A 22,325-nucleotide genomic window follows, 5' to 3' on the forward strand; every position below is an offset into this window, starting at 1 on the left:
CACCCTTTCCAATACTCATCATAGAGATCATTTTTGTCTGGCATATGCGATGAGCAGCGCAATATTCGAAGGCAGCTTTTACGCTGAACTGATGTCCAAAATACGATGTGCGTTATAGCTTAACAGCAGCATCCCTCCGAATGCGGCTATTGTTCCGTAAGATATATTTGACAATTGCTGTTACGACGAACATAGAAGTTATTACAATAGTAACATGGCACTTTCTGGAATTATATAGGTGTATCCTACTGTAACTGCTGCCTTTGCTGCACATACAGACTTTGTACAGGTTATGCAGCAGCCAGTGCAGTTACTGCTGGAATTGGGATGTCCATGTTAGAAAACATTACTTATCGACTGATATTTGTGGTTTTGCGTCATGTTTAGTCACATGGTACAACCAAACAACATATATCATATACCAAGCGTTATTTGTTTGAAGGAGGAAGGTAACTATGGCTTGGAAACCGAGGAAAGTCGCTATTGTCGGGATGGGATTAGTTGGTTCAAACTGTGCTTACGCCATAATCAATCAATCCGTTTGCGAAGAATTAATGCTTATTAATCGCACACCAGAATACGCATTGGCTCAAGCATTAGACCTGTCTCACTGCATGGACTTCACTCACTCGCGAACCCAAGTATTTGCGGGCAATTACGATCAATGTGGGGATGTGGACGTTGTGATTCTGACACCCGGGGCAAGCATGAACAAAGTTCAAAACCGTCTTGATCTAATGGAATCTTCCATTCATATCATGAAGGATATCGTTCAACCGATCATGCAAAGCGGGTTTAACGGAATCTTCCTTGTTGCCACAAATCCTGTAGACATCATTACATATACCGTATGGAAATTATCCAGTCTTCCACGAAATCGTGTGATCGGAACAGGCACCTCCATCGATTGTTCACGGCTGAAAATGATCTTATCCGAAATCTTTCCAGTCGAACCGAAGAGCGTACAAGGGTATGTACTCGGTGAACATGGTGACTCCCAGTTCGTGGCTTGGTCACACGTAACCATTGGCGGTAAACCGCTGCATCAGATCATAAGCCAGCATCCGCACCGATTCGGTCTCGTCGATCTTGACCAATTGGAGCAACGGACCAAACTGGCTGGATGGGAAATATTCAACCTTAAAGGATCCACTTCTTTTGGTATCGGCAATGCATTGGCTTTCATCACTCGATCTGTGTTAAATGACGATCACAAGATTATCGCCGTGTCCGCGATCTTAGATGGAGAATACGGTGAGAGAAGCGTATGTGTTGGCGTTCCGGCCATCATATCTCGAGATGGCGTAAAGGAAGTAGTTGAGCTACATCTCGATAATATGGAACAAGAGAAATTTCGTTACTCCTGCAGCGTAATTCGTAAGCACCTTCTTCAAGCGTCTATTATCGACAGTCACTATCAATAAAAGAGATCATCCAATGGTTTTGGCTTCCCTACGCATTAACATGATCATCAAAACGATGCTTACGACGGACGATATGATGATCAAGATGAAAGGCAGCCTGGGATCGATGGTATACGTCCATCCGCCGATTATGCCAGATGGAGAGATGCATAGTAAGACAAGAACTTGCAGAATCGAAAACATTTTGGCACGTTGTTCGTCATCAATGGAATTTGCGACAACCGCCTCCAGATAGGGGCTGGAAATAATACTGCCAGCAGCAGCAAGCATTGTACTGACTATCACCAGGGTAATTTGCCCCGGGGCAACAGCAATTAAAATAATTTTTGACACGATCGCAAGTGAAAATCCCCATATCATGTAACCTTGTGCCTTATTCTCCTTTAAGCGCGGGACAACGAGGAACATTAATGCTAGCATTGCTAAGGAGGATACCGCCGGGAATATTGAAATGAGTGCGTCGCTAATATCCAAAGCTTCAACAAGATAAATCGAGAGATATGTATTTTGCAAAGTCACTTGAAAATTAAAGGAAATGTACACACCAAAGACAATCATTAACGCCCGGTTTGACAGGATGGTCTTAACCGTATCGATATAAGATTGTAAGGTGTCCTTCAGGTTATAAGATGCGCTCTCTTTTCTTTTTCGGATTCCAATCTCCGTCTCATGAGTGGCGAAGTTTCGGGCGAAGAACATCACCGTTAAGCTAACGCAGAAAATGGCGTACATAATGCGCATTGCAGGGATAAGCGTGAAGTGGTTAACTAGCAGTCCACCCAGCGGAGCGAACAATCCCCCGATCACCCCGATGAGTTGCAGAATTCTAAATACATTAGACCGATCATTTTGAGCGGTATCTTCGACCAACAAACAGTACCATGCTGTATTAGGCACCCTAAGGAAACTGTTAAATACGGCGGCACTAAGAAAATACCAGAAATTTTGCGATACAGCCCAGATGAGTGCGGCGGCACTCCAACTTATAAGATCGTAATAGAGAAGAGCCCGGCGCCTACCCATCCGGTCCGTAAGGTATCCACTGATGAAAGAAGTAAAGATCTGCATAATCAGTCCCACCGAAGTAATAAAACCGATTTGTCTCTCACTGACTCCCAATTGGAACATATATACTGTCGCATACGTCGTAAGCATACTGTACGGTAAAATAAACATCGGTTCATAAATTAAGCAGCCTCTAGCATTCCCTTGAATTTTCTTAAACACATGAATCCTCCTAAACATTCCAATGGTAGATTTTAATATTCCTACATTAATTATAAGCATTAACTCAAGAACATCATATATCTTCTATTAAGAAAAAGGAGCACTGCCTCAAAGCAAGCTCCTCCACTACATTCTCTGTTAGCCTAATATTAAAGAAATTAAAGAGGACCTTTTACCGGCTCATCAACCGATAAAGGTCCTTTTTCTACAAAATTAGTAAATCAACGGGAATGCATGAAATTCTAAAGAAGCTTAACAACGAGTTCACTGAGATAATTGCTTGTAGATACTCCTTTGGGAGGTGTAAATTCGAATTCTACAGACTCGGCATATTTGCCGCCGTAATAACTAACCTGCATGGGCATTGGGGTGTGTCCTTCAGGTACCCATCTAGCTGTTGCCTTGTACCGACCAATCGGAACATTATCAATACCTGCGCCGCCTTGAATCGGACCTCCGCGTTTCGTTATTGATTTACCTGCACTGCCGTCAAGCAGCGGACCGACAGGCGTCAGCGTCAATTCCAGATCGCTCATATCAAACTCCGGCAGAGAATCATCAAATGATGAAAAGAACGGATAGATATAGATTTGCCCGTCAAATTTGCTCCAAGTAAAGTCACGAGCGGCTCCAGTACTACCCGTGAGCGGAAGATCACCGTCAGCGCTCAAATGGAAAGTGAAATTTTTTCCGTTAAACGATTTGGTCAAGTCAGCACCCATCCGCCAGGATGTGGCCATTTGGGGCAATTCTCGCCTGTTGGAATATTCCAGTCTCAATCCATTTTACCTCAAAGCCAAGAGTTTCGAATAATTTACGGAAAGGGACCAGCGTAGAACCATCCTTCAGTATTGGCCTTGCATCATCAAACTGAAGCTCTTGTCCTTTGAAAAACACATGGATCATCGGACTATCCACTGGAGCAGGAGCTGGCGCCGGGCTTGGCGTCGGAGTCGGCGATGAAGAAGGTGTTGGTACAGGTGTTGGTGAGGTTGAAGTTCCCCCCGTTGTCATCGGATTTTTATATTTTATCGGTTTGGAAACAACCGTACCTTGCGGCGTCCCAATTTCCAACACATAATACTGAGTCTCCTTGATCGTGCCGTTATCGCTCGCGTACAATTCGAAGGTAAGCTCACCTTCGAATTCACCAACTGGTTCTTTTACATCCTTACGAAAACCCGGGTTGATGATGCTACTTTCATGGTAGATACCACTTGCTGTTGTAGCGGTTTTGTTCTGCACAATGCCGAGCAACCACCCAGTTGTCACGTTGTTTGTTCGCCATACCCCTTGATAATTATCCTTACCATATGCATCCGTTGAACGCAGTACGACGGAATTGATAACCGTCTTCTGAGCAAGGCTTAGAAGCAGCTTGAAGTGACCATTCTTGCTCCCCTCAGGCGTAAAATCCGCCGAACCGACAACGTCAGACGCCGTATCAAGTAGGCTGAATTCCTTAATCTGAACGCCTGTAGGCGGTGTCTCACCAAAAGCGCTAGCGATTCCGCCAAACGCCAAGCAGCCTGCCAACAGAAGAGTTACTACAGAAGTTTGTTTTCGTTTGTTGAATCTTAATATCATTCTTTCAGTTCTCCTTTTCTGAACATATTTCCGTCCCGGTTAAGGTCCCTCCGGTTTTGCCTCCGGCTTAGCTGCAAACATCGCTCCTGATTTCGCGGCTGAAGCCATCTCTGGCTTCGCTTCCGGCTTTGCGCTTACTGTTGTTGGAACAATTGCTGCAAGCAACGCAGCCCCCAACATCCATTTCAGTGCTTTGTTCATTTTGTTCATTGTTATAACCTCCATAAAATGAATTTACTTACTACATTCATCTTACAGCGAGTGCACTCCCGTTTCATGAGACATGGCAGGGAAATGCATAGGGAAGATTATAGAATCAAACGGGAAGTAATCTGGGAATCGCTGACATAGGTGATAAAATGGAAAACACCTCCCGAATCGCTTAGAACGATTTGAGAGGTGTTTGATGTTAAGGCGATCTCCTGGAATCGGTTTTATATCGTCGTTATATTGCTTTTCTTGCTTCCTTTAGTCTCTCAAGCTCCTGCCTTACATCTTCTTTGAAGGCTAGATCCGGAACGCTAATCGTTGAGGCGCTAACCATTTGGTTCACCCTAAGCGTTGCAGCGGCTTTAGCTTCTAACTGCCAGATATGTTCCTCCATTCTAATGAAGTTTTTCCGAATGTTCTCGGCATCAAGCGAGTAAATCGTACTATTCACGTTTTGAATGGCATGAGCTGTATTTGTTCTGGACAAGTAGAATAGCTTTTTGTTTCCCAGCTCGTCATATAGCTCCATCAACTTTTTCAACTGGTCTTCTAAAGCCAAAGTCTGCTGCTTCATAGCCTCATATTGCTCTCGGTACACCTTAAGCTTTCTCTCACTTGTTAGCTTCTCCTCCACTGCCATCTGCGCAATTTCTTCCTCATTCCGGTCGATGGCGATATTCGCTTGGCGGATGCGCTTCTGAACAATATGATCCAGCTCGGTGATCATGACTTCATACTTCCGTTCGGCGATCAGCTGATTCGATAATGCAAGCTTCGCTTCGGCGATCTTTTCTTCCAGTTCCCTAATATATTGCTTAACCATAATAAGCGGGTTTTCCATCTTATCAAGTACCTCATTGATGTTAGCCATAGCGATATCGTTCACACGTTTAAAAATGCCCATTTTCCTTATCCTCCTTAAGTAGGTTTCGTTCCCATTGGTCCAAGGCGAATGCCCGCTGCGCAGATGGCGCATTATACATGACGGAATGCTCGTCCGTAATGAAAGTTGGCAGAACCAAGTGGTTTATATCGGTTCTTCTTTTTTTGATTTTCTTCCAAAATACCCATGCAATGATAATAAGTAAGAGTCCGATTGCAATAACAAGGATAGGTCCACCATGGAATTCGTGGTGATAATGACCATTTGCAAATCCCTCTGAGAACTGGTTACCGGCGTTAAACCGGCCTCCCGGATTTTCATGCCTCATGCCCTCCTCCGCCTTTCCTCTCGTATTTTTCTTACATGTTGAAGTATAGACCCGGTTTCTTAAAAGACAGTTAAAACCAACTGAAAGACGGTTGAACATTGACTGAAAGTCTGCTGAAAAAAAGCCCTTATTTTCTGTTTCCTAGCCTTGAAACAACCTAGCTCCCATGCCGGGCCAACTCATGCAATAAGCTGGCGAACTCGCCAGCTTATTTTTGTCTTCAGTGAACGCACATTACCTTGAGATTCTTTCAGCAAACATTCATTTAATACTCAAGTTAAGTTCAGTTTTGGCTTTTATACTGTCCATGTAAGATAACTTGCTCGAAGAAAGGTGGCACAACAATTTTGAATAACCAAAGGTCCCCGCGGCGTAAACGACTTATCATTGTGACGTTATGTACCGCACTCGTGTGCGGCGTACTATACCAGCTAGCAGATCGTTACCTCATCGAACATGTGGAGGTGGTCGTTACTGCCGTAGAGCCAACTGCTGCAGAATCTGAATCAGTGGAAGCTACTTCGAAATCGAATCAAGCAGCAACAACCGCATCTGGAGTTAAATCTGATGATTGGAATTATAGCAGCGAAGATCTTAACATCTCGATCGAACAAGTGGTAACCGGTTCTAGCAGCAACCAGATTACGTACTACGTAGCCGACGTCGAGACTACGGACGCTTCCTTGCTGCAGTCCGCTTTTGCTAAAAACGTGTTCGGGCGCAACATCACCGAAACCACTTCCGAGATCGCTTCCAACCATCAAGCCGTCTTTGCGATCAACGGTGATTACTATGGCTTTCGAAACGATGGCATTATCATCCGAAACGGTGTTCTGTATCGGAACGATCCTGCACGGGAAGCCGTCGCTTTCTACAAGGACGGTACGATGGCCTCCTACGACGAAAAAAAGGTCACAGCTCAGACATTGCTGGACGCGGGCGTTCTCCAAACGCTTTCGTTCGGTCCGGCATTAATCAAAAATGGTCAACTCATCCAGGGTTTTACTAATGTCAAGATTGATACAAACGTAGGCAATCGATCTATCTCGAATGCAAACCCCCGCACGGGGATCGGTATGATCGCACCGAATCATTACGTGTTTGTTGTCGTGGATGGTAGACAGAACGACAGCCGCGGGATAACGCTGGACGAATTCGCAAAGCTATTTGCCGAGCTTGGCGCCAAGGAAGCGTACAACCTGGACGGCGGCGGTTCATCAACGATGTATTTTATGGGCCGAGTCGTAAATAATCCGCAGGGCAAACAAGAGGAACGCGGCGTAAGCGATATCCTTTATCTAGGGGAGGGTTAACCAACATGACTGTATTGATTCCTTCGTATGAACCCGATCATCGGTTGGTAGAGTTGATTGCACGTCTTCGGGCAATGACGGATGCGCCTATCGTCGTCGTGGACGACGGCAGCGGCGAGAACTTCCGCGAGATATTCGAAGCTGTTAAAACCGCGGGATGTACCGTGCTGACCCATATCTCAAATATGGGCAAAGGTCGAGCCTTAAAGACAGGTTTTCAATATATAATGAAACACGGATTGAGCGAGTGCGTCGTATGTGCTGACAGCGACGGACAACATGCGGTGAAGGACATCGTAACTGTCGCCCAAGCGATTGAAGCTCACGAGGCGACGATGGTTCTTGGCAGCCGAAGATTTACGGGGAAAGTGCCGCTCCGAAGCCGTATCGGGAATCGTCTTACCAGCAAAATTTACGACGCGACAACCGGTATCGACATTAGGGACACACAGACCGGGCTTCGTGGGTACCCGAGCCACATGCTCAGTTGGTTATGTCAAGTGCCGGGCGAACGGTTCGAATATGAGATGAACCTTCTCCTTGAAGCCCCCGCGCGGGGGTATAACATTGCGGAGTTGCCAATTGATACAATTTATTTAAACGACAATCGGTCTTCCCATTTTCGTCCGATTGCAGACTCGCTCAAAGTCTACCTGCCCATCTTGAAATTTTGCGCATCTTCTGTGATTTCTGGACTTATGGACTTTGCGCTCCTCTTAATCCTTCAAATGATATTCTCTAATTTATTAGTTTCCGTTATTGGCGCTAGAGTCGGGAGCTCTGCAGCGAATTACGCTATGAATCGACTTTTTATCTTTTCTCGTCCAGGGAAGGGAACTGTCTTAAAGTCTGTAGCACGATATTATTCACTCGCAGCCGTGATTCTCGCACTCAACTATGGATTCATATACCTTCTTCATATCATATTCGAGGTTCCTTTAGTTCCGGCGAAGCTGGCGACCGAATTCCTTTTGTTTCTACTCAGTTATTGGTGTCAACGGAAGTTTGTTTATTAAACCCTAATATTTTTGTTTCAATAACAATTAGGTTTGCTACCGTTGAAAGACGACTCTTGCCCAATAGCCCACGCGGAAACACCGATCTACTATATTCCCATAATCATCAAAATGCCCGATATAAGGTATAGAACCGAAGTATTTCCAAACAATTTAAAAATACTCGGGGTCATGGCGGTTGACCTAAACATTTTTCAGACTCGTGAGTAATGCCTGTTGATGGGTTAGGAATATGACTTTCATCTGCAATTGTATGCCCATATAAACATTTGTAAATCCTGCAACTCCGCTGCCTATCGTAACGTCTGTTTAGAAAGGGGTGCATAGAATGAAAATGAAATGGACAGCTGTGATGCTAATCTGTCTACTTTTGCTATCAGGATGCCGGTTTGGAACCGTTAGACATACGATCATCGATTGGGTGGATTTTCTTAAAGTGGATGGAATCACCTATACGGGTACTTGGCATTCTGTACTAACTGATCCTGGAAAAATCAGCAAAGAGATCGGGAAGGTACGCTTTAAAGTGAGCGAAAATGTACATGACAGCAAATATAAGACCAAAGACGGAGATGCCGCCTTTTTAGAAAAGGGAACTTCGATCTACGAAGTAGTTGGATACCCGGTTACGGAATTAGTCGCTGTTGCCGATCGGTTTGGGGTAAATGGATACCGTATATTTGTGGAACAAAATAAACAGTTAGATTTAGATCAACCGGCATTTGAAAAAGTTAAAAAGGTCCGAATCGCGCAAGAAGGCCAACAAGGTGAAGAAGTGAAAGTGATAAACGAACTTAGCGGTGGAAGTGCCTCTTTCTTTATGTCCGTATTAAGCCGAGGCATTCAATCCGATTCCTTTACGCCAAGCCGAGTGAACGGAGATCCTAAGAGATTCCGGTTTGTGCTGGATTCAGGAGAATCGATAGGCTACAAGGACTATATCTATTACGATGGAGAGCGTTACTATACTCAGGATGGTAATCCAAGGTTGTTACCAAGTGAGATTGGGTATTACTTTATAGGAGAACGGGATGTTGCTTTTCGAACAAATGGTATGGCATTCACTGTTCCAGGTGAATCGGTAACCGTTGCAAGCGGTGAAACAATTAAGCGCGACGGCTCTATGGATAATATTACGCTCATATCCGCCGATGGCAGTAAGGAAAGGACATTGTTCTCCGCAGTTGAGATTAATAACCTCTGGGATCGGATTCGTAAAGAGAAACCAGGAAGCGGCGAAGCCAAAACGCAATTATTTGCTTCTAGCCGTCCCACGCCTGTAAGCGGTGGACGCTTTATCGCTTTTGAATCAAATAAAAACACAGTCCTGAATGATAAGACTTATTTTGATGTGCTGCTAATCGATTTGGATGGCAAGGAAGAGAAGGTCTTGATTCCAGGATCTACGTATGGTTATTCCATCATCTTGGATGCGTTCGGTGATCGGCTTATTGCTGAGACTGAGAAACGTTCCTTGTTGGATGTGAATGTGCAAACGGGAGCGATTCGGGAATATCCCATTAATGCCCATCTAGTTGCAATGTCCAGTGATGGGCGGTACGTTCTGTATCAGAAAATGGAGAGTGATGCCTTAGTTGGCAAAGAACTATGGGCTTTTGATCTGGAGAAAGAGCAGAAAATCCCGTTAGGCCAGATTCCGGAAGATTTTATTTATAATAAAGGGATTAAATAGCACGTAGACGGGACGCCGTTCCTTGTCTAGATATGTGACGATCTTTTGCGAGGCACAGAGAATTTCCTTTTTATGTAATAAATAACAATGGATCTCATGGAGCAAATCTGCCGTTACTTCAATGAATAAAGCAGGTCGCCCGCAGCGCCTGCTTTATTGGTACGTCTTTATTCTCCACAAATCACTATTTTATCGTTGCAGGACTGCCATGAATCGTTCCGTTTCGGCTGTTGCCGGACTGGTCCAGGGCCCCTACATTAAAAGTCCAATAGCCTGCAAGATCCGTATGGTTTTCGGATACAGTATGGTTGTACATATCCTCTTGGATTTCAACTTCTGTTCTTACCGTCGTCCAGAATCTGACCTCTCCGATCTGACCGTTGAAATAGCGAGGTGATTCCAAAAAATCGGCGCCAATCGTAATCGGGGACGAATTTCTCCCGTAAGTGACGCCCGAACTCATGGAATCGAGTACTCCATTAATGTACAACTTCATGGTTTGAGTCGTACCGTCGTATAAAGCCGCTAAATGATACCATTTATTCAATTCAAGTTTAGTATTTGAATCAAGCTCTCTTCCATCACCGATTTGGAAGTTGATTCTATTAAAATCAGGATAAATCGGCGGTCCGTCACTCAAACGAAGTGTGAAGGAATCTTGACCCGGCGACTGATATTTGGATACAATTCCTGTCTTCCATTCAAAATCCTCCGGTTTAACCCATGCTTCAATCGTAAACGATGATGAATTATAAACAATGTCATTCGCGATTTCTACATAATCGCCGGCACCATTGAAATCCAAAGCTTGATACGGTTCGGCGACCAATGGAACAGGTGGGGTCATAACAGAGACTCTGTTCGATTCCCCTGCCTTAGGTCCTCCTGTTACTATCAATTTAAATTCATAAGATGTGCTTGGTGTAAGTCCGGTTACTGTATAGGTTGCTTCGCTGACGCTGAGAGTCCCTGCATCCATAAACGTTGTTTCCGCAGCAGTCTTCTTTAGCAACTTCACACTTGTCGCCCCAAATGGCTTGCTAAAAGTAAAGGTCGCGTACGTGGCTGACGTAGCAGTTGGTACAACGGTGAAATCATCGATTGGGTATGCAATCGTGTTTGGTTCAATTCGAGAAAGTAAATATTCAATCTCCCCTTTGAGGTCAAACACGCCATCCCCATTCATATCCCACTCGTGGTCAGCCATGTCTAAAGCGATCGGTACGATGTCTTCGATATTGAAGGCTTCGTTATCATCGACAACGATAGGAGGCAAAGAAAAAGTATTCGTTTCATTGTTCGATACGATCTTTGCCGTAAGCATGTGCACTCCTTTACGAAGTGGAGGCAATTCAAGAATTACATTCGAATATGCATTCCCGTCTTTATAAGCAAGCTTCGTTATGCCTTCAAAAATCTCGATCGTTGAGCCCATTGGAGCTCGCATAATAACTTCAGGTGTAGTGTCCATAATAACCGTTCGTATAGGTGAGATTAGTATAGACGGCGTAGGTATGCTGGCGCTGGCAATAGCATGATTCTCATTGCCCAATAACGCGTAGCCGCTGGAAACTAACACGACTGTTACGATCATCAGTCTAGCAAGTGCCCATTTCATAAATGTCCGTTTCATCTTGATCCAGTTCCTCCCCGATCCAATATAGCTTTTATTTATTGCAAAAATCTATGTTTATCCTAAAATATCGACATTAGTATTTTACCAAACAGAGCGGGATACGGATAGGAAAATTCCTCATAATCAGAGCCGTGTGCCTGCCTAACTCACTTGAAATCGCCCAAAATACTCATTCCCTTATATAAAATTTATCAACAATAAATAATTAATCATCCCCAATTCTGTAGTATTATCTATTCGTCGAGATTCTATCGAGAAAATCTAATGAAACTCTTCACATGTTCGCATATAGGACGGTACATCCATACATTGCTAAATTCTTCTCACTAAATATTACCATAAAAACAAAATCATACGTATAGTAACAATCTAATTCTCGCTCTTGTACGGCACTTCGAACAGGATATTATTGTTCTTGTCATAAGCGTTAATTCTCAATTCATTCATTTCAACTAATCCGAAATATACTCTCTTCCAATTAGTCTGAATAATATTTGCCTCGATAACCTGATTGTTCATATCGATTATTTCAATTTTGTTTATTTCGGGATCATTAATAAAACCATATATTAAATGCCTTCTATCATTGTCATTAAAGTTAATTCCTGATTGATCTATTAACAATTTAGTCTCATTATACATTGCATTTGATGAACTCAGTTTTCCATCCTTTAGCATCATCACCCTCAAAAATTGCCAATCCAATACCAATATTTCCATTATCAAAAGGGGCTTTATATAAAATGAACGGTCTTTTCATTACGGAACCTTGATAAATTATTTTCTGTCCTTCTTTTTTATGTGTTTTATAAAACTCTTCTTCAATTGTCTTTCTTTTACATCCAGAAATACCAAGAGAAATAAATAATAGGATTAATATAATTCTATAAACTCTCATGTTCCCTCCATGATTTCATGGTTATTTCAGATAATGTCATTTGGTGGAATTTGTATAATAGCCGGTTTAGACAATTTTATTCAACTAATCTGTCCGTTACTTGAATGAACAAAAAAGGAGCTGCCGCGAGGCAAGCTCCTTCGCTCTCGTACCCGTTATAGCCCCTTAGAAGGTTACAATAACTTTGCCTTGGGAGTGGCCAGTAGAAACTTTTAGTAATGCCTTATTAATGTCATCAAAATTATAAATTGAATCTATTGAAGGCGTAATATTTTCATTTTCAACAAGATTAGTTATTTCTTGTAATTGTCTGCCATTGGCGCGCACAAATAAAAAGCGATATTCATTGTTATGTCTAGAAGCTAAAAAATCTAAACGAGCACCCACTAAACCAAACAATAGTTTTTTCCACATTGGAAAATTATTATCAACAGCAAAGCGATAATTTGGTAAGGCCTTCAATGATACTAATTTCCCTTGAGGTTTTAAAATATCAAGTTCCGTTTTTATCTCTTTTGTACCCAAGGTGTCGATAACATAATCTATATTAGATAGAATGTCAGCATAGTTTTCTTCCTTATAATTAATAAACTTATCAGCCCCAATCGACAGTGTACGTGATCGACCTCTTTCACTGCCACTTGTAATAACATATAACCCCATTGATTTGGCAATGGGGATTGCCATAGCACCGAAGCCGCCGGTTCCGCCAGGAATAAATAGCTTTGCATTAGGCTGAGCATTGAGTACGTCATACAATGCTTGATAAGCAGTTAAAGCAGTGAGGGGGACCGCAGCCGCTTCAATAAAGGATAGATTTTTTGGCATTATGGATATAGCATCTTCGTTGACGGCCACATATTCAGCAAAAGCTCCAATTTTATTAACCGGCAACCTAGTATAAACGTGGTCACCAACCTGAAAATCAACTACATCTTCTCCAACTGCCTCAATAACACCAGATAGTTCATTTCCTAAAGTTAATGGGAAATCATAATCAGCAATCATTCGAATACTGCCATTTAAAATAAGAATATCTAATGGATTTACACCTGCAGCTTTTACTTTAACGAGCACTTCATGGCTGTTGATTTCTGGTATTTTCACATTATTCATTTCCAATTGAACTACTTTTGAATATTTCTGCATTTGAGCAGCTCTCATTTTTTGATTCTCTTCCTTATTCGCCATATAAGTTATACTTACCTCTCTTGAGATTTTGATTCTTTCATCGTAGGATAATCCGTATAACCCACAATTCCGTTACCACCAAAAGAATGTCGCACGGTCTGTATTAAGAGAGATGTGGGTAAATCGCAGATACACCACCGGCAAAATCACTTTGGATCTTTCGGCTCACGTCATCAGCAACTATTTCAAATCTGTCGGATTCTAATCCATCAATAGCAATTTTTGCGATATCCGCGGGGTTGGATTTGGGAGCTTCTACGCTCGATGTCATGTCTGTCTCCATAAAGCCCACATGTAATCCAGCTACTCTCACATTTTGAGGATACAAATTTAAACGTAAGTCGTTCGTCAATGCCCACTCTGCCGCCTTTGCAGCCGTATAAGCGCCAACAGTTCCCGAACTAACCCAAGATAATGCGGAAAGAATATTCAGAATCGATCCTCCCCCGTTATTTGTTAGAATCGGTGCAAAAGTACGAACCATGGAAAGTGTGCCAAAGAAATGCGTATTAAACTCCAAATGTATGTTATCGAGATCACCGTCAATCAAAGAAGCGCCTGTAGACGATCCTGCATTGTTGATCAAAAGCGTAACATCCTTAGCGACCATAGCGGCTGCAGCTACCTCTTGAGGGTTGGTAATATCCAGCTTTACAGGAATTACACCGGTAATGTCAATGGACTCCGGATTTCTTGCGCCAGCATAAACCTTAGCCCCTCTGGATAGAAGTTCAAGGGCTAGATGGCGGCCAAAACCTCGGTTCGCGCCGGTGACAAATGCGACTTGTTCAGAAATTTTCATTTTTATGTGCTCCTTTTATTATTTGATTTTGGAAGCTATACGAGAACGATCATTCTAAAAAATGTATAAGCAATGATATCCTCTTAGGAGTAAGCTTCACTACAGCTCAGACTTACTCATATAGGAACGATAATTCTAAGGATAAAATAATTATTTATCTAAAAGTTTTATGGATAAATTGGCTATACGGTGTAGTTTTTCTTTGGGAATGGAGGTTCTTGTCATTACCCTTAACCCAACACATACAGTATGCAGATGTTCCGCCAGTTCACCGGCATCGTAATCTGAGGGGAATTCTCCATCCTGCTGCCCCCACAGAATAATATCCTTGAGTAGCTGCTCTGATAGAGTGAACGATTCAGTGGACTTTGAATCCACATCTGCATCGCGTATTGCCAATTCCACCGCCGAATTCACCATTAAACAGCCTGAAGGCGAGTCCTCTTCTCCATTTATCATGAAACTAAAAATAAACTGAAGAGCCTCCGCTGCAGTCTTGGAGCGTTTAACTTCTCCCGTAAGCTCAGCACTGACTTTATCGCGAAATCGATCCATAGCTTTCAAAAACAGCGTATGTTTGTCGCCAAATGTGTCATACAAACTTCTGCGATGGATTCCCATATGCTCGACCAGATCGTTCAAGGATGTCTTCTCATAACCTTGTGCCCAAAAGAGCTTCATCGCCTTGTCTAATACTACGTTCTCTTCGAACTCTTTGCTTCTTGCCATTCTATTTCCCTCCTCCCATCGTCAATATAACATATTGGGAACGATCGGTAAATAATATTTTTATGAGTTTGCTCTATTTATTTTTACTTGAATGAACAAGAAAAAGGAGCTGCCGCGATGAAAGCTCCTTCAGTATCGTTCTCCGTCCCTCAGTTGAAAAACATCCACTTATAAATCTTGTGATAGACGTATCATATCCACAACTTGTATCCCATTTTCAAATATTTTTTCACTGTAATGTCTTATAAAGAAGTCCCTATCAACTCCAGTTATTCTGAACCCACATTTCTGATAGAGAGCAAGTTGTCCTACACCTGAATTTCCAGTGCCAATTTCAATCGTTTTAAAACCGAGCAACTTTGCATTTTGAATTGCATGGTTCACCAACTGTTTTCCTATCCCTTTGCCTTGGTTGTTTACATCAACTGCTACATTTACTAACTCAACTGTCTCAGGCCTTGTTCGTAGTAGAACATAGACACCTATTATGCTATCATCCACTTCAGCAACAAAGCATTGACCTCTTTTGATATATTCTTCAACTAGTTTCTGGGAAGGGTCCGCTAATAAAAGTAATTCCAATGGAGGTTGTTCGTCTTCGTTTAACTTTCGTATTTCCATTTTTTCTATCTCCTTGATCATGTAATCGCCCATGGAATCCGCTTGATCAGATTAATACGCTGTCCAACCGCCGTCGGCGGCTATTACGGTCCCGTTTACAAAACGGGAATCCTCGGACGCAAGGAAGAGGGCAACGGTTGCGATTTCAACCGGATCGACCGGTTCCTTCCGTTGTGTTCCTGCTCCCTCCCGGAAGACCTGCATACCGGCCATATCGATATTGGCCATTGAATGAGCAATGTTGGTTCGAACGCCCCCGGGCGCAATGGCGTTACACCGGATACCGGACTTGGCATACATATAACCGACATTCTTGGTCAAGCCTACAAGGCCATGCTTGGAAGACGTATAAGCGACACCCCCCTTGCCTCCAGTGATGCCTGCCGTCGAAACGATATTGACGATCACACCCTCGCCTTTCTCAAGCATGAACGGAAGCGCTTTGCGGATGGCGCGCATAGGGCCGGTCAAGTTGACCGCGAGTACCCGTTCCCAGAGGTCATCCTCCATAGTCCCGATCAGCCGGAAGTCGTCCATGATGCCTGCGTTGTTCACGAGGATGTCCACGCTTCCGAATGCCTCCACAGCCTTGTCCACCATCGCTTGAATATCTTCTTCTTTCGTTACGTTGGCTACGACGCCGACTGCGGTTCCGCCAGCCTGGCTGATTCCGCTAACAACTGTTGAGATTGCGTTCTGATTAAGATCCGCAACTACAACCTTGGCGCCTTCCTTCGCATACAGCTCCGCGATCGCCTTGCCCATGCCGGATGCAGCCCCAGTAACGATTGCCACTTTATTATACAGTTTCATCCATGTCTCCACCTTTCATTCCTTGTAAAGGATAATGCTGCTCTTATCATTTATTCGCATTTCGAATGCTTTCCTCTGTTGTGTAGGTTAATCAAGACGTTGCAAAAGCTTCTCTCAGCTTGTCACTCATGAGGTGCCATGCCTCTTCTGCGACAGCTAAATCGCCAAAATGAGTGAATCCGTGAGGTACTCCCTTATACTGCTTGTACGTTACCTTCACACCGGCTTGTTTCAATCCTTCTGCATATTTCCCCCCTTCTGCAGCAAGCGAATCCCTCTCGGCAGTGATCACTAACGCTTCTGGCAGGCCATGAAGTGATTCTGCAAAAATAGGGGAAGCTAACGGATTACGGGCATCTTCCAAAGTCTCAAGATATAAAGAATTAAACGTTCTTGATATCTCCGCCGGAATAGCTTCCTCGAATTTCGGTTTTAGAGCCGGGTCAGTATCCAAATCCAACGGTGCATAATCGATAATCTGATAGACAATTGGAAGCTCATTACCACGCTGCCGATTCAACAAACAAACAGCTGCAGCCATATTGCCGCCTGCACTGTGACCACCAACAGCTATTTTCTCAGGGTTAATTGACAATTGTTCCGGATGCTCATGAACCCATTTCACAACTTCATAACATTCATGAACAGCAATTGGGAATTTATGCTCTGGCGCAAGCCTGTAATCGACATTGACTACAGCACAACCGGTACGATCGGCAATCACTCCACACCAAACATCATCCATTTCCGCATTTCCAAAGATAAAGCCGCCTCCATGCATATTGACGTATACAGGCAGCGAAGAAGATAAAGCATTGTCCGGTTTATATATCAGCACACGAGTACCGCCATAAGAGGAAGGGATTATTCTTTCTTCCCTTTGAACCGATGGTAGGGAACTCGGTCTAAGCGCAGAGCCCATACCGACGACTCTCTCTCTCAATTTTTGGGCAATTTCCAATTGTTGCTGTTTATCCATTGTTGTTCACTCCATTTCTTATTTTAAGATAAGTCAACAACAACCTTGATAGCCCCTTTTGCTTCGATTGCTACGTTGAATGCTTCTTGGATATCGTCTAATTTATAGACCTGTGTGACGATATTCCCGATATTTGTTTTTTTATTTGTTAGGTGATCGATTACCTTTGTAATATCTTCATGCGTATAACCACTTGCTCCTTGAATAAACAGTTCTTTTGACATAATTTGGGCCAAGCTAACGGGTACATCATTTTTATAAACCGCAATGATTGAAATTTTCGCTTGAGATTTAACAATTTTCATGACATTTTCGAATAGAACGGGTGCACCGGCTGCATCAATAAAAACATCAACATCTGGCACGATATGACCATAAACGTTTACTAAGCCGAAATGTTTTGTTAAACCTTCTGCTAAATCCGTTTTCATTGAGTTCACTGTAACAGCACCTAGTTCTGTCGCTTTTTCTAAACGCCAATCATCAATGTCAACGACACAAACATTCGTAATGCCTTCTGCAATCAAGCTTGCTGCAGCTGAAAGACCAATCGTACCAGCACCTAATACAACGACTTTATCTGCCCGCTGAGGGTTTACCCGGAAAGCGCCATGTCGCCCGACACTTACAGGCTCCATTAATACAGCTGTTTCTAAGGGAATATGTTGATCCATTTCATATAAGTTATAATTTAACGCCGCATCCTCTATTAGGACATATTGAGAAAAACCTGAGCATTCCAGTGATTTGCGACGCCCAACTCGTTTCGCCGTAATAGGGTTAATGCCCACACGCATACCGACTTTAATATCAGCTGGTACGTCTGCTCCTACCTGGGCGACTTCACCGACCATTTCATGTCCAAACTCTGCACCAAAACTAATACCCATATTACCTGCGCCAACTCTCGCGATATTAATATCCGTGCCACAAATACCGCCTCGCAAGTTACGAACTAATACATCTTTACTGCCTACTGTAGGAATTGCTCTTTCCTCTACACGAATATCATTTTTTCCATAATAAATGGCAGCTTTCATCATATCGGTCCACTCCTTTAAGATTATAGTTTTAAAATTTTAAGTAATAACTGATTCATCTCATCAATAGTTTCTTCAAAATTGTGATAGTACCATTCCATGATTACACCTAAGATTGCATTCGCATGATAAGACATTTCAAATTCACTTACCCGCCCAAACGTTGCCATTGAATCCAATGATTTTTTCACAAGTTTTTTTATTTGCATAAAAAACATCTCATAATAAGCAAAATTTGAACCTGCACTGAACATGAAACGATAAAAATCTTGATTATCGTAAACATGTTGGAATAGATGAATCATTTGGGGTTCTAAACGATGATGATCTGCCTCTAGACGATACTTAGAAGTTGCTAATAATGATGCCTCTAAATCAACTAATAATTGCTCAATTTTTTCTTCGAACAATTTAGAAATACTCTCGTAATGTAAATAAAAAGTTTTTCTCGTAATGCCAGATGCATGACACAACTCCGTAACATTAATTTTTTCTAACGGTTTTTCCTTTAATAAAATAATCAATGCATTTTTTAAATTGTTTTTTGTTTTGATGACGCGTAAATCTTGCTCGTTCATCACTCGCCCTCCAAAAACTTTTTTAATTTTATTACACACCTGTAGAATAACTCTAATCTATTTTTTCTGCAACGTCAAATTCCTTTTGAATTGGTGTCGGCATTCGGCTTTATAAACTCCTTAAAAACAAAAGCGCCTCACCCCAGGAAAGTGAAAGCGCTCGTCTTCATTGTCATCCCATACTTCTTGTTGGGAGACAATGAAGTTTTGAAGTGCAAGAAACCAGCAAACATAAGGATTTGCTGGTTTTTTCATGACATATAAAAGACAAATAAAGTTCTCAAGGCATGATTAAAGTCGCGAAGCGCTCGGGAAACAGATTACAACCTTACGATCAATTCCGCGATCAGCTTGTTAATATCGCCTCGTATTAGTCCGCCGTGGTAGCAGACGACGCTTTCGATGTCGAACGGTTTGAATTTCTCCAACGAGCGGATAGCTTTCCCCATGTCAATGGTTGAGTAGGGAGACGAACATTGCAACTCACCATTGTGGATCACCAAGGCGTCCCCGGCGATCAGCGTCTTGCTCGCTTGGTGGTAAAGGCTGACGTGGCCCGGCGTATGACCCGGCGTATGGATGACCGTCAAACCGTCGCCGATCGGAAGCGTCTCGCCGTCCGACATTAGCCGCGTCACATTCGTCTTGGACGGACGGAGGAAGACATTTTCGAACGAAATGCGCACCTCGTCCAGTAAGGTTGCCAGCTCGGCCTGTAATCTGTCCGGAGGGAATTTCAGTAGCGGCGCTTTCCCGTCGATCGTGTCCCTGTCGTCTTCATGGGCGTATACTTCAAACGGTGCTGCGCCCGCTTTCTCCAGAAACTCCGGCAAACTGCCGATGTGGTCGATGTCCTGATGCGTCAAAACGATTGCGCTCAGAGGCCTCCCAGTGATTCCGGCTTGCTCGGCATAGGCGAGGATCTCGCCTGACAAGCCCGGCGTGCCCGTATCGATCAACGTCCAAGAATCCTTGTCTAGGGCGATGACAGGGTGAATCATCATCGAACGTCCGCCAAGCTTCATCTCCAATTCCAACATCTCTAATCCTTCCGCAATGCGCATACTGTCGCCGTGCCGGCACAAGGGCCGAACATCGGCACACCTCCTTATAATAAACATAAAACTCATGAGTTCAATATAGAACTATAGAGTTATAATGTCAATGGAGGAACGTTGACCTCATTCGCATCTCATGTCAAAATAGGGTGGGGTGATCTTCAGTATGGAGTATTCAAAGAAGGATAAAATCCTCGACACGGCCATGGATTTGTTCCGGAAGAAGGGCTTCAGCGCCGCTTCCATGCAGGACATCGCCGAAGCGTGCGGAGTGGCGAAAGCAAGCATTTACAAATTTTATCCGTCCAAAGAGGACTTGTTTACGGCGGCGTTCGTAGCCTGCCATCAAACGCTGCTGGAGCAAGCGTCCGAGCTCGACCGTTCCGGAATGCCGCCTGGCTTGTCCCCGAAGGAGAAGCTGAGCCGCAAGATTGAGTTCTATCTATACTACATCCTTGAGAATCATTCGTTTATGATCGACTTCCATGAGCTTCCCATTATGGAGAACGAACCGTTCATGGAGGCGCAGAAGAAGATGAAGATCGCCGTGCTGACCTGGCGAAAGGAGATGCTGATCGAGACATTCGGCGAGCGGCTCGAGCCGTATGCGTGGGACGCCGTCTTGATCTTCCGGGGCATCCTTCACGAATATATGAACGGCGTCTTACGAAAGGTGATTTCTTTGCCGATCGCTGAGCTTGCGGACTTTATCGTAGATCGAATGGACGCCATCGTTCAGGATTTGATCCGAACGGCGCCCAAGTCGATTGTCGGCGAAAGGATCGTCAGTTCCAATCCCTTGGACCGAAGCGATGAGGCGGCGCGGAAAGGGACAGTTCGCGACTTCCTTGCGGCGATGGAGGAACGGATTCAAACACTCCCCTTGTCGGAAGCCTCTCGCATGGAATTAAGGGACGTCGTCGGTCTGCTTCGCAAGGAAGTGCTTTCGGAGAAGCCGAACCTCACTCTGCTGCGAGTGCTGAAGGCTCATCTAGAGGCCGTTCCGGAGCTGCGCTCGTATCTACGCCAACTCAAGCTGCTGCTGACCTAGATTGCCGTGTTTGACCGCAACACATCAATGCCTTGACAAGGCTGCTGGTTTATCTTCCTGAAGCTTTGTCTTGGTTTTTTTGAGCTATAGTTCTCCGTTAACATAGTGAATAGTCATGCCTACATTTCTTGGATGAATAGAATTAGTTTGTCATTTGATTCCCTTTCCTTTAATCAACATAACGAGAAAAAGAATAGCCGGTATGATCCCAATAAAAGTCTTGTTGACCATGAATTGTTCCGCGACGATTTCCCCAATTTCTAAATGCGACTGCCAGCTTGATGGGAGAAGGGAAGTTATATAAATAATTCCTCCAACAGGAAGAGCAAAACTTCGATACTTTGTATGAAACAACTGAGATAATCCAATTACAGCGGCCAAAAACCATAATGTCGCTTTGATAAATATCCCCGCATAAAAAAGTAAGATAACAAGAGCGTCAAAACGCTCGAATACTTCGGCGATCTGAATCAACTGTACGGATTGTAATAAAGGTACTGTGCTAATGTTAACTAATTGCGGACCCAGAACGATCAGATTCATTATGTTCGAGAGAAGGATAACGAAGCCAGATACAAAATAAGCTCGAATCGATGTTTTTGCTAACTCTTTCTTCTCGTTTAAATAATGCCAGAACATGAGGAAAATCACCATTTGTCCAAATGGAAACCAGACGGAGCTAGATATACTTTCTTTTAATATAGGTTGGATGCCATTTTCCAAAATCGGAAGAAGATGATCAAAATGAACAACACCCGATCCAAAGTGCATGATAATCAAAATAAGATAAAAAATTAGCACTCCCGCCACGATAAATTCGGACAACCGAAAGAAGACTTCTATTCCCTTGTAAATAACATAGATCGACATAGTTAACATAATCAGCATAATGAGGGAAATGGGACCTCGAGGAAGAATGGTCAAGAGGGTAAGATCCCCGAGGTCGCGTACATTTCGCATGGCTTCGTAAGCAAACATCAGAACATAGAGCAATAAGACAAACTTCCCCAAAAATGAACCGAAATAGTGAATCAATAGCTGACTCAAATTTTTTTCTGGTTCCCTTCGTTGGATCATCAATAAAAGAACAAGCAGCATGAATCCTAGCAGCATGCTAGTAATGACCACCAACCAGGCGTCTTGACCAACTTTGATTCCTAATTCAAATAAAGGCGTGCTTCCAATTTGAAATAAGATAATCATCGCACCCAATTGATATTTGCTGATCCGCTCCATACGAAGCCCCTT

Annotated in this window: 23 protein-coding genes; 5 read left to right on the plus strand and 18 right to left on the minus strand. The window is 43.4% G+C overall.

Features of this window, described 5'->3' with window-relative positions:
- The first annotated feature begins 455 nt into the window (after positions 1–455).
- Positions 456–1,424 carry an L-lactate dehydrogenase gene (locus QFZ77_RS30200; RefSeq protein WP_307445428.1) on the plus strand — a complete coding sequence of 323 codons (969 nt, stop codon included), beginning with the start codon at positions 456–458 and terminating at the stop codon, positions 1,422–1,424.
- Positions 1,425–1,430: 6 nt separating this feature from the next.
- Here the strand turns inward: QFZ77_RS30200 and QFZ77_RS30205 are convergent, their stop codons facing one another.
- The 6 genes from QFZ77_RS30205 to QFZ77_RS30230 form a co-directional block, all read right to left on the minus strand.
- Positions 1,431–2,651 carry an MFS transporter gene (locus QFZ77_RS30205; RefSeq protein ID WP_307445431.1) on the minus strand — a complete coding sequence of 407 codons (1,221 nt, stop codon included), beginning with the start codon at positions 2,649–2,651 and terminating at the stop codon, positions 1,431–1,433.
- Positions 2,652–2,893: 242 nt separating this feature from the next.
- Positions 2,894–3,391 (minus strand): carboxypeptidase regulatory-like domain-containing protein, encoded by a 498-nt coding sequence (locus QFZ77_RS30210; RefSeq protein ID WP_307445435.1) that lies wholly within the window; start codon positions 3,389–3,391, stop codon positions 2,894–2,896.
- A complete protein-coding gene (locus QFZ77_RS30215) occupies positions 3,363–4,238 on the minus strand; it encodes a stalk domain-containing protein (protein WP_307445437.1) in 876 nt (291 codons plus the stop codon). Before QFZ77_RS30215 ends, QFZ77_RS30210 begins: the two co-directional genes overlap by 29 nt.
- Before the next feature lie 39 nt (positions 4,239–4,277).
- Entirely contained in the window at positions 4,278–4,448 is a 171-nt protein-coding gene (locus tag QFZ77_RS30220; protein ID WP_307445439.1) for a hypothetical protein, read from the minus strand.
- A 235-nt stretch (positions 4,449–4,683) separates the two neighbouring features.
- Positions 4,684–5,352, minus strand: coding sequence for a PspA/IM30 family protein (locus QFZ77_RS30225; RefSeq protein WP_307445441.1), 669 nt, complete (start codon positions 5,350–5,352; stop codon positions 4,684–4,686).
- Positions 5,339–5,659, minus strand: coding sequence for a hypothetical protein (locus QFZ77_RS30230; protein WP_307445443.1), 321 nt, complete (start codon positions 5,657–5,659; stop codon positions 5,339–5,341). Before QFZ77_RS30230 ends, QFZ77_RS30225 begins: the two co-directional genes overlap by 14 nt.
- Before the next feature lie 347 nt (positions 5,660–6,006).
- Here QFZ77_RS30230 and QFZ77_RS30235 point away from each other — a divergent pair, with 347 nt between their 5' ends.
- The 3 genes from QFZ77_RS30235 to QFZ77_RS30245 all read left to right on the plus strand — a co-directional run bounded on the left by QFZ77_RS30235 (position 6,007) and on the right by QFZ77_RS30245 (position 9,681).
- The gene (locus QFZ77_RS30235; RefSeq protein ID WP_307445446.1) at positions 6,007–6,972 is read left to right on the plus strand and encodes a phosphodiester glycosidase family protein; all 966 of its coding nucleotides are present in this window, start codon (positions 6,007–6,009) and stop codon (positions 6,970–6,972) included.
- A 5-nt stretch (positions 6,973–6,977) separates the two neighbouring features.
- Positions 6,978–7,988 (plus strand): bifunctional glycosyltransferase family 2/GtrA family protein, encoded by a 1,011-nt coding sequence (locus tag QFZ77_RS30240; protein ID WP_307445449.1) that lies wholly within the window; start codon positions 6,978–6,980, stop codon positions 7,986–7,988.
- A 328-nt stretch (positions 7,989–8,316) separates the two neighbouring features.
- Positions 8,317–9,681: a TolB-like translocation protein gene (locus tag QFZ77_RS30245; protein ID WP_307445451.1), complete on the plus strand. Its 1,365-nt coding sequence runs from the start codon at positions 8,317–8,319 to the stop codon at positions 9,679–9,681.
- Between the two features lie 184 nt (positions 9,682–9,865).
- Here the strand turns inward: QFZ77_RS30245 and QFZ77_RS30250 are convergent, their stop codons facing one another.
- The 11 genes from QFZ77_RS30250 to QFZ77_RS30300 all read right to left on the minus strand — a co-directional run bounded on the left by QFZ77_RS30250 (position 9,866) and on the right by QFZ77_RS30300 (position 20,008).
- Positions 9,866–11,314 carry a LamG-like jellyroll fold domain-containing protein gene (locus tag QFZ77_RS30250; protein WP_307445456.1) on the minus strand — a complete coding sequence of 483 codons (1,449 nt, stop codon included), beginning with the start codon at positions 11,312–11,314 and terminating at the stop codon, positions 9,866–9,868.
- 637 nt (positions 11,315–11,951) lie between these two features.
- Entirely contained in the window at positions 11,952–12,215 is a 264-nt protein-coding gene (locus QFZ77_RS30255) for a hypothetical protein (protein ID WP_307445458.1), read from the minus strand.
- Positions 12,216–12,380: 165 nt separating this feature from the next.
- Complete coding sequence (locus QFZ77_RS30260; RefSeq protein WP_307449966.1) at positions 12,381–13,379, minus strand: NADP-dependent oxidoreductase; 999 nt, start codon at positions 13,377–13,379, stop codon at positions 12,381–12,383.
- Between the two features lie 130 nt (positions 13,380–13,509).
- Positions 13,510–14,208 (minus strand): SDR family oxidoreductase, encoded by a 699-nt coding sequence (locus tag QFZ77_RS30265; protein WP_307445461.1) that lies wholly within the window; start codon positions 14,206–14,208, stop codon positions 13,510–13,512.
- A 150-nt stretch (positions 14,209–14,358) separates the two neighbouring features.
- On the minus strand, positions 14,359–14,937 hold the full coding sequence (locus QFZ77_RS30270) for a TetR/AcrR family transcriptional regulator (RefSeq protein WP_307445464.1): 579 nt from the start codon (positions 14,935–14,937) through the stop codon (positions 14,359–14,361).
- A 168-nt stretch (positions 14,938–15,105) separates the two neighbouring features.
- On the minus strand, positions 15,106–15,558 hold the full coding sequence (locus tag QFZ77_RS30275; protein WP_307445467.1) for a GNAT family N-acetyltransferase: 453 nt from the start codon (positions 15,556–15,558) through the stop codon (positions 15,106–15,108).
- A gap of 51 nt (positions 15,559–15,609) precedes the next feature.
- Positions 15,610–16,371 (minus strand): glucose 1-dehydrogenase, encoded by a 762-nt coding sequence (locus tag QFZ77_RS30280; protein ID WP_307445470.1) that lies wholly within the window; start codon positions 16,369–16,371, stop codon positions 15,610–15,612.
- Positions 16,372–16,462: 91 nt separating this feature from the next.
- Positions 16,463–17,350: an alpha/beta hydrolase gene (locus QFZ77_RS30285; protein ID WP_307445472.1), complete on the minus strand. Its 888-nt coding sequence runs from the start codon at positions 17,348–17,350 to the stop codon at positions 16,463–16,465.
- A 23-nt stretch (positions 17,351–17,373) separates the two neighbouring features.
- Entirely contained in the window at positions 17,374–18,393 is a 1,020-nt protein-coding gene (locus QFZ77_RS30290; RefSeq protein WP_307445475.1) for a zinc-dependent alcohol dehydrogenase, read from the minus strand.
- Positions 18,394–18,413: 20 nt separating this feature from the next.
- Positions 18,414–18,968 carry a TetR/AcrR family transcriptional regulator gene (locus tag QFZ77_RS30295; protein WP_307445477.1) on the minus strand — a complete coding sequence of 185 codons (555 nt, stop codon included), beginning with the start codon at positions 18,966–18,968 and terminating at the stop codon, positions 18,414–18,416.
- Positions 18,969–19,288: 320 nt separating this feature from the next.
- A complete protein-coding gene (locus QFZ77_RS30300; RefSeq protein ID WP_307445481.1) occupies positions 19,289–20,008 on the minus strand; it encodes an MBL fold metallo-hydrolase in 720 nt (239 codons plus the stop codon).
- A 184-nt stretch (positions 20,009–20,192) separates the two neighbouring features.
- Between QFZ77_RS30300 and QFZ77_RS30305 the strand changes: the two genes are divergently transcribed.
- Positions 20,193–21,077 (plus strand): TetR/AcrR family transcriptional regulator, encoded by an 885-nt coding sequence (locus QFZ77_RS30305; RefSeq protein ID WP_307445484.1) that lies wholly within the window; start codon positions 20,193–20,195, stop codon positions 21,075–21,077.
- A gap of 150 nt (positions 21,078–21,227) precedes the next feature.
- Here QFZ77_RS30305 and QFZ77_RS30310 read toward each other — a convergent pair whose 3' ends face one another.
- A complete protein-coding gene (locus QFZ77_RS30310) occupies positions 21,228–22,313 on the minus strand; it encodes a GerAB/ArcD/ProY family transporter (RefSeq protein ID WP_307445487.1) in 1,086 nt (361 codons plus the stop codon).
- Between the last annotated feature and the right edge of the window lie 12 nt (positions 22,314–22,325).

It is taken from the genome of Paenibacillus sp. V4I3 (genome assembly GCF_030817215.1).
GTDB lineage: Bacteria > Bacillota > Bacilli > Paenibacillales > NBRC-103111 > Paenibacillus_E.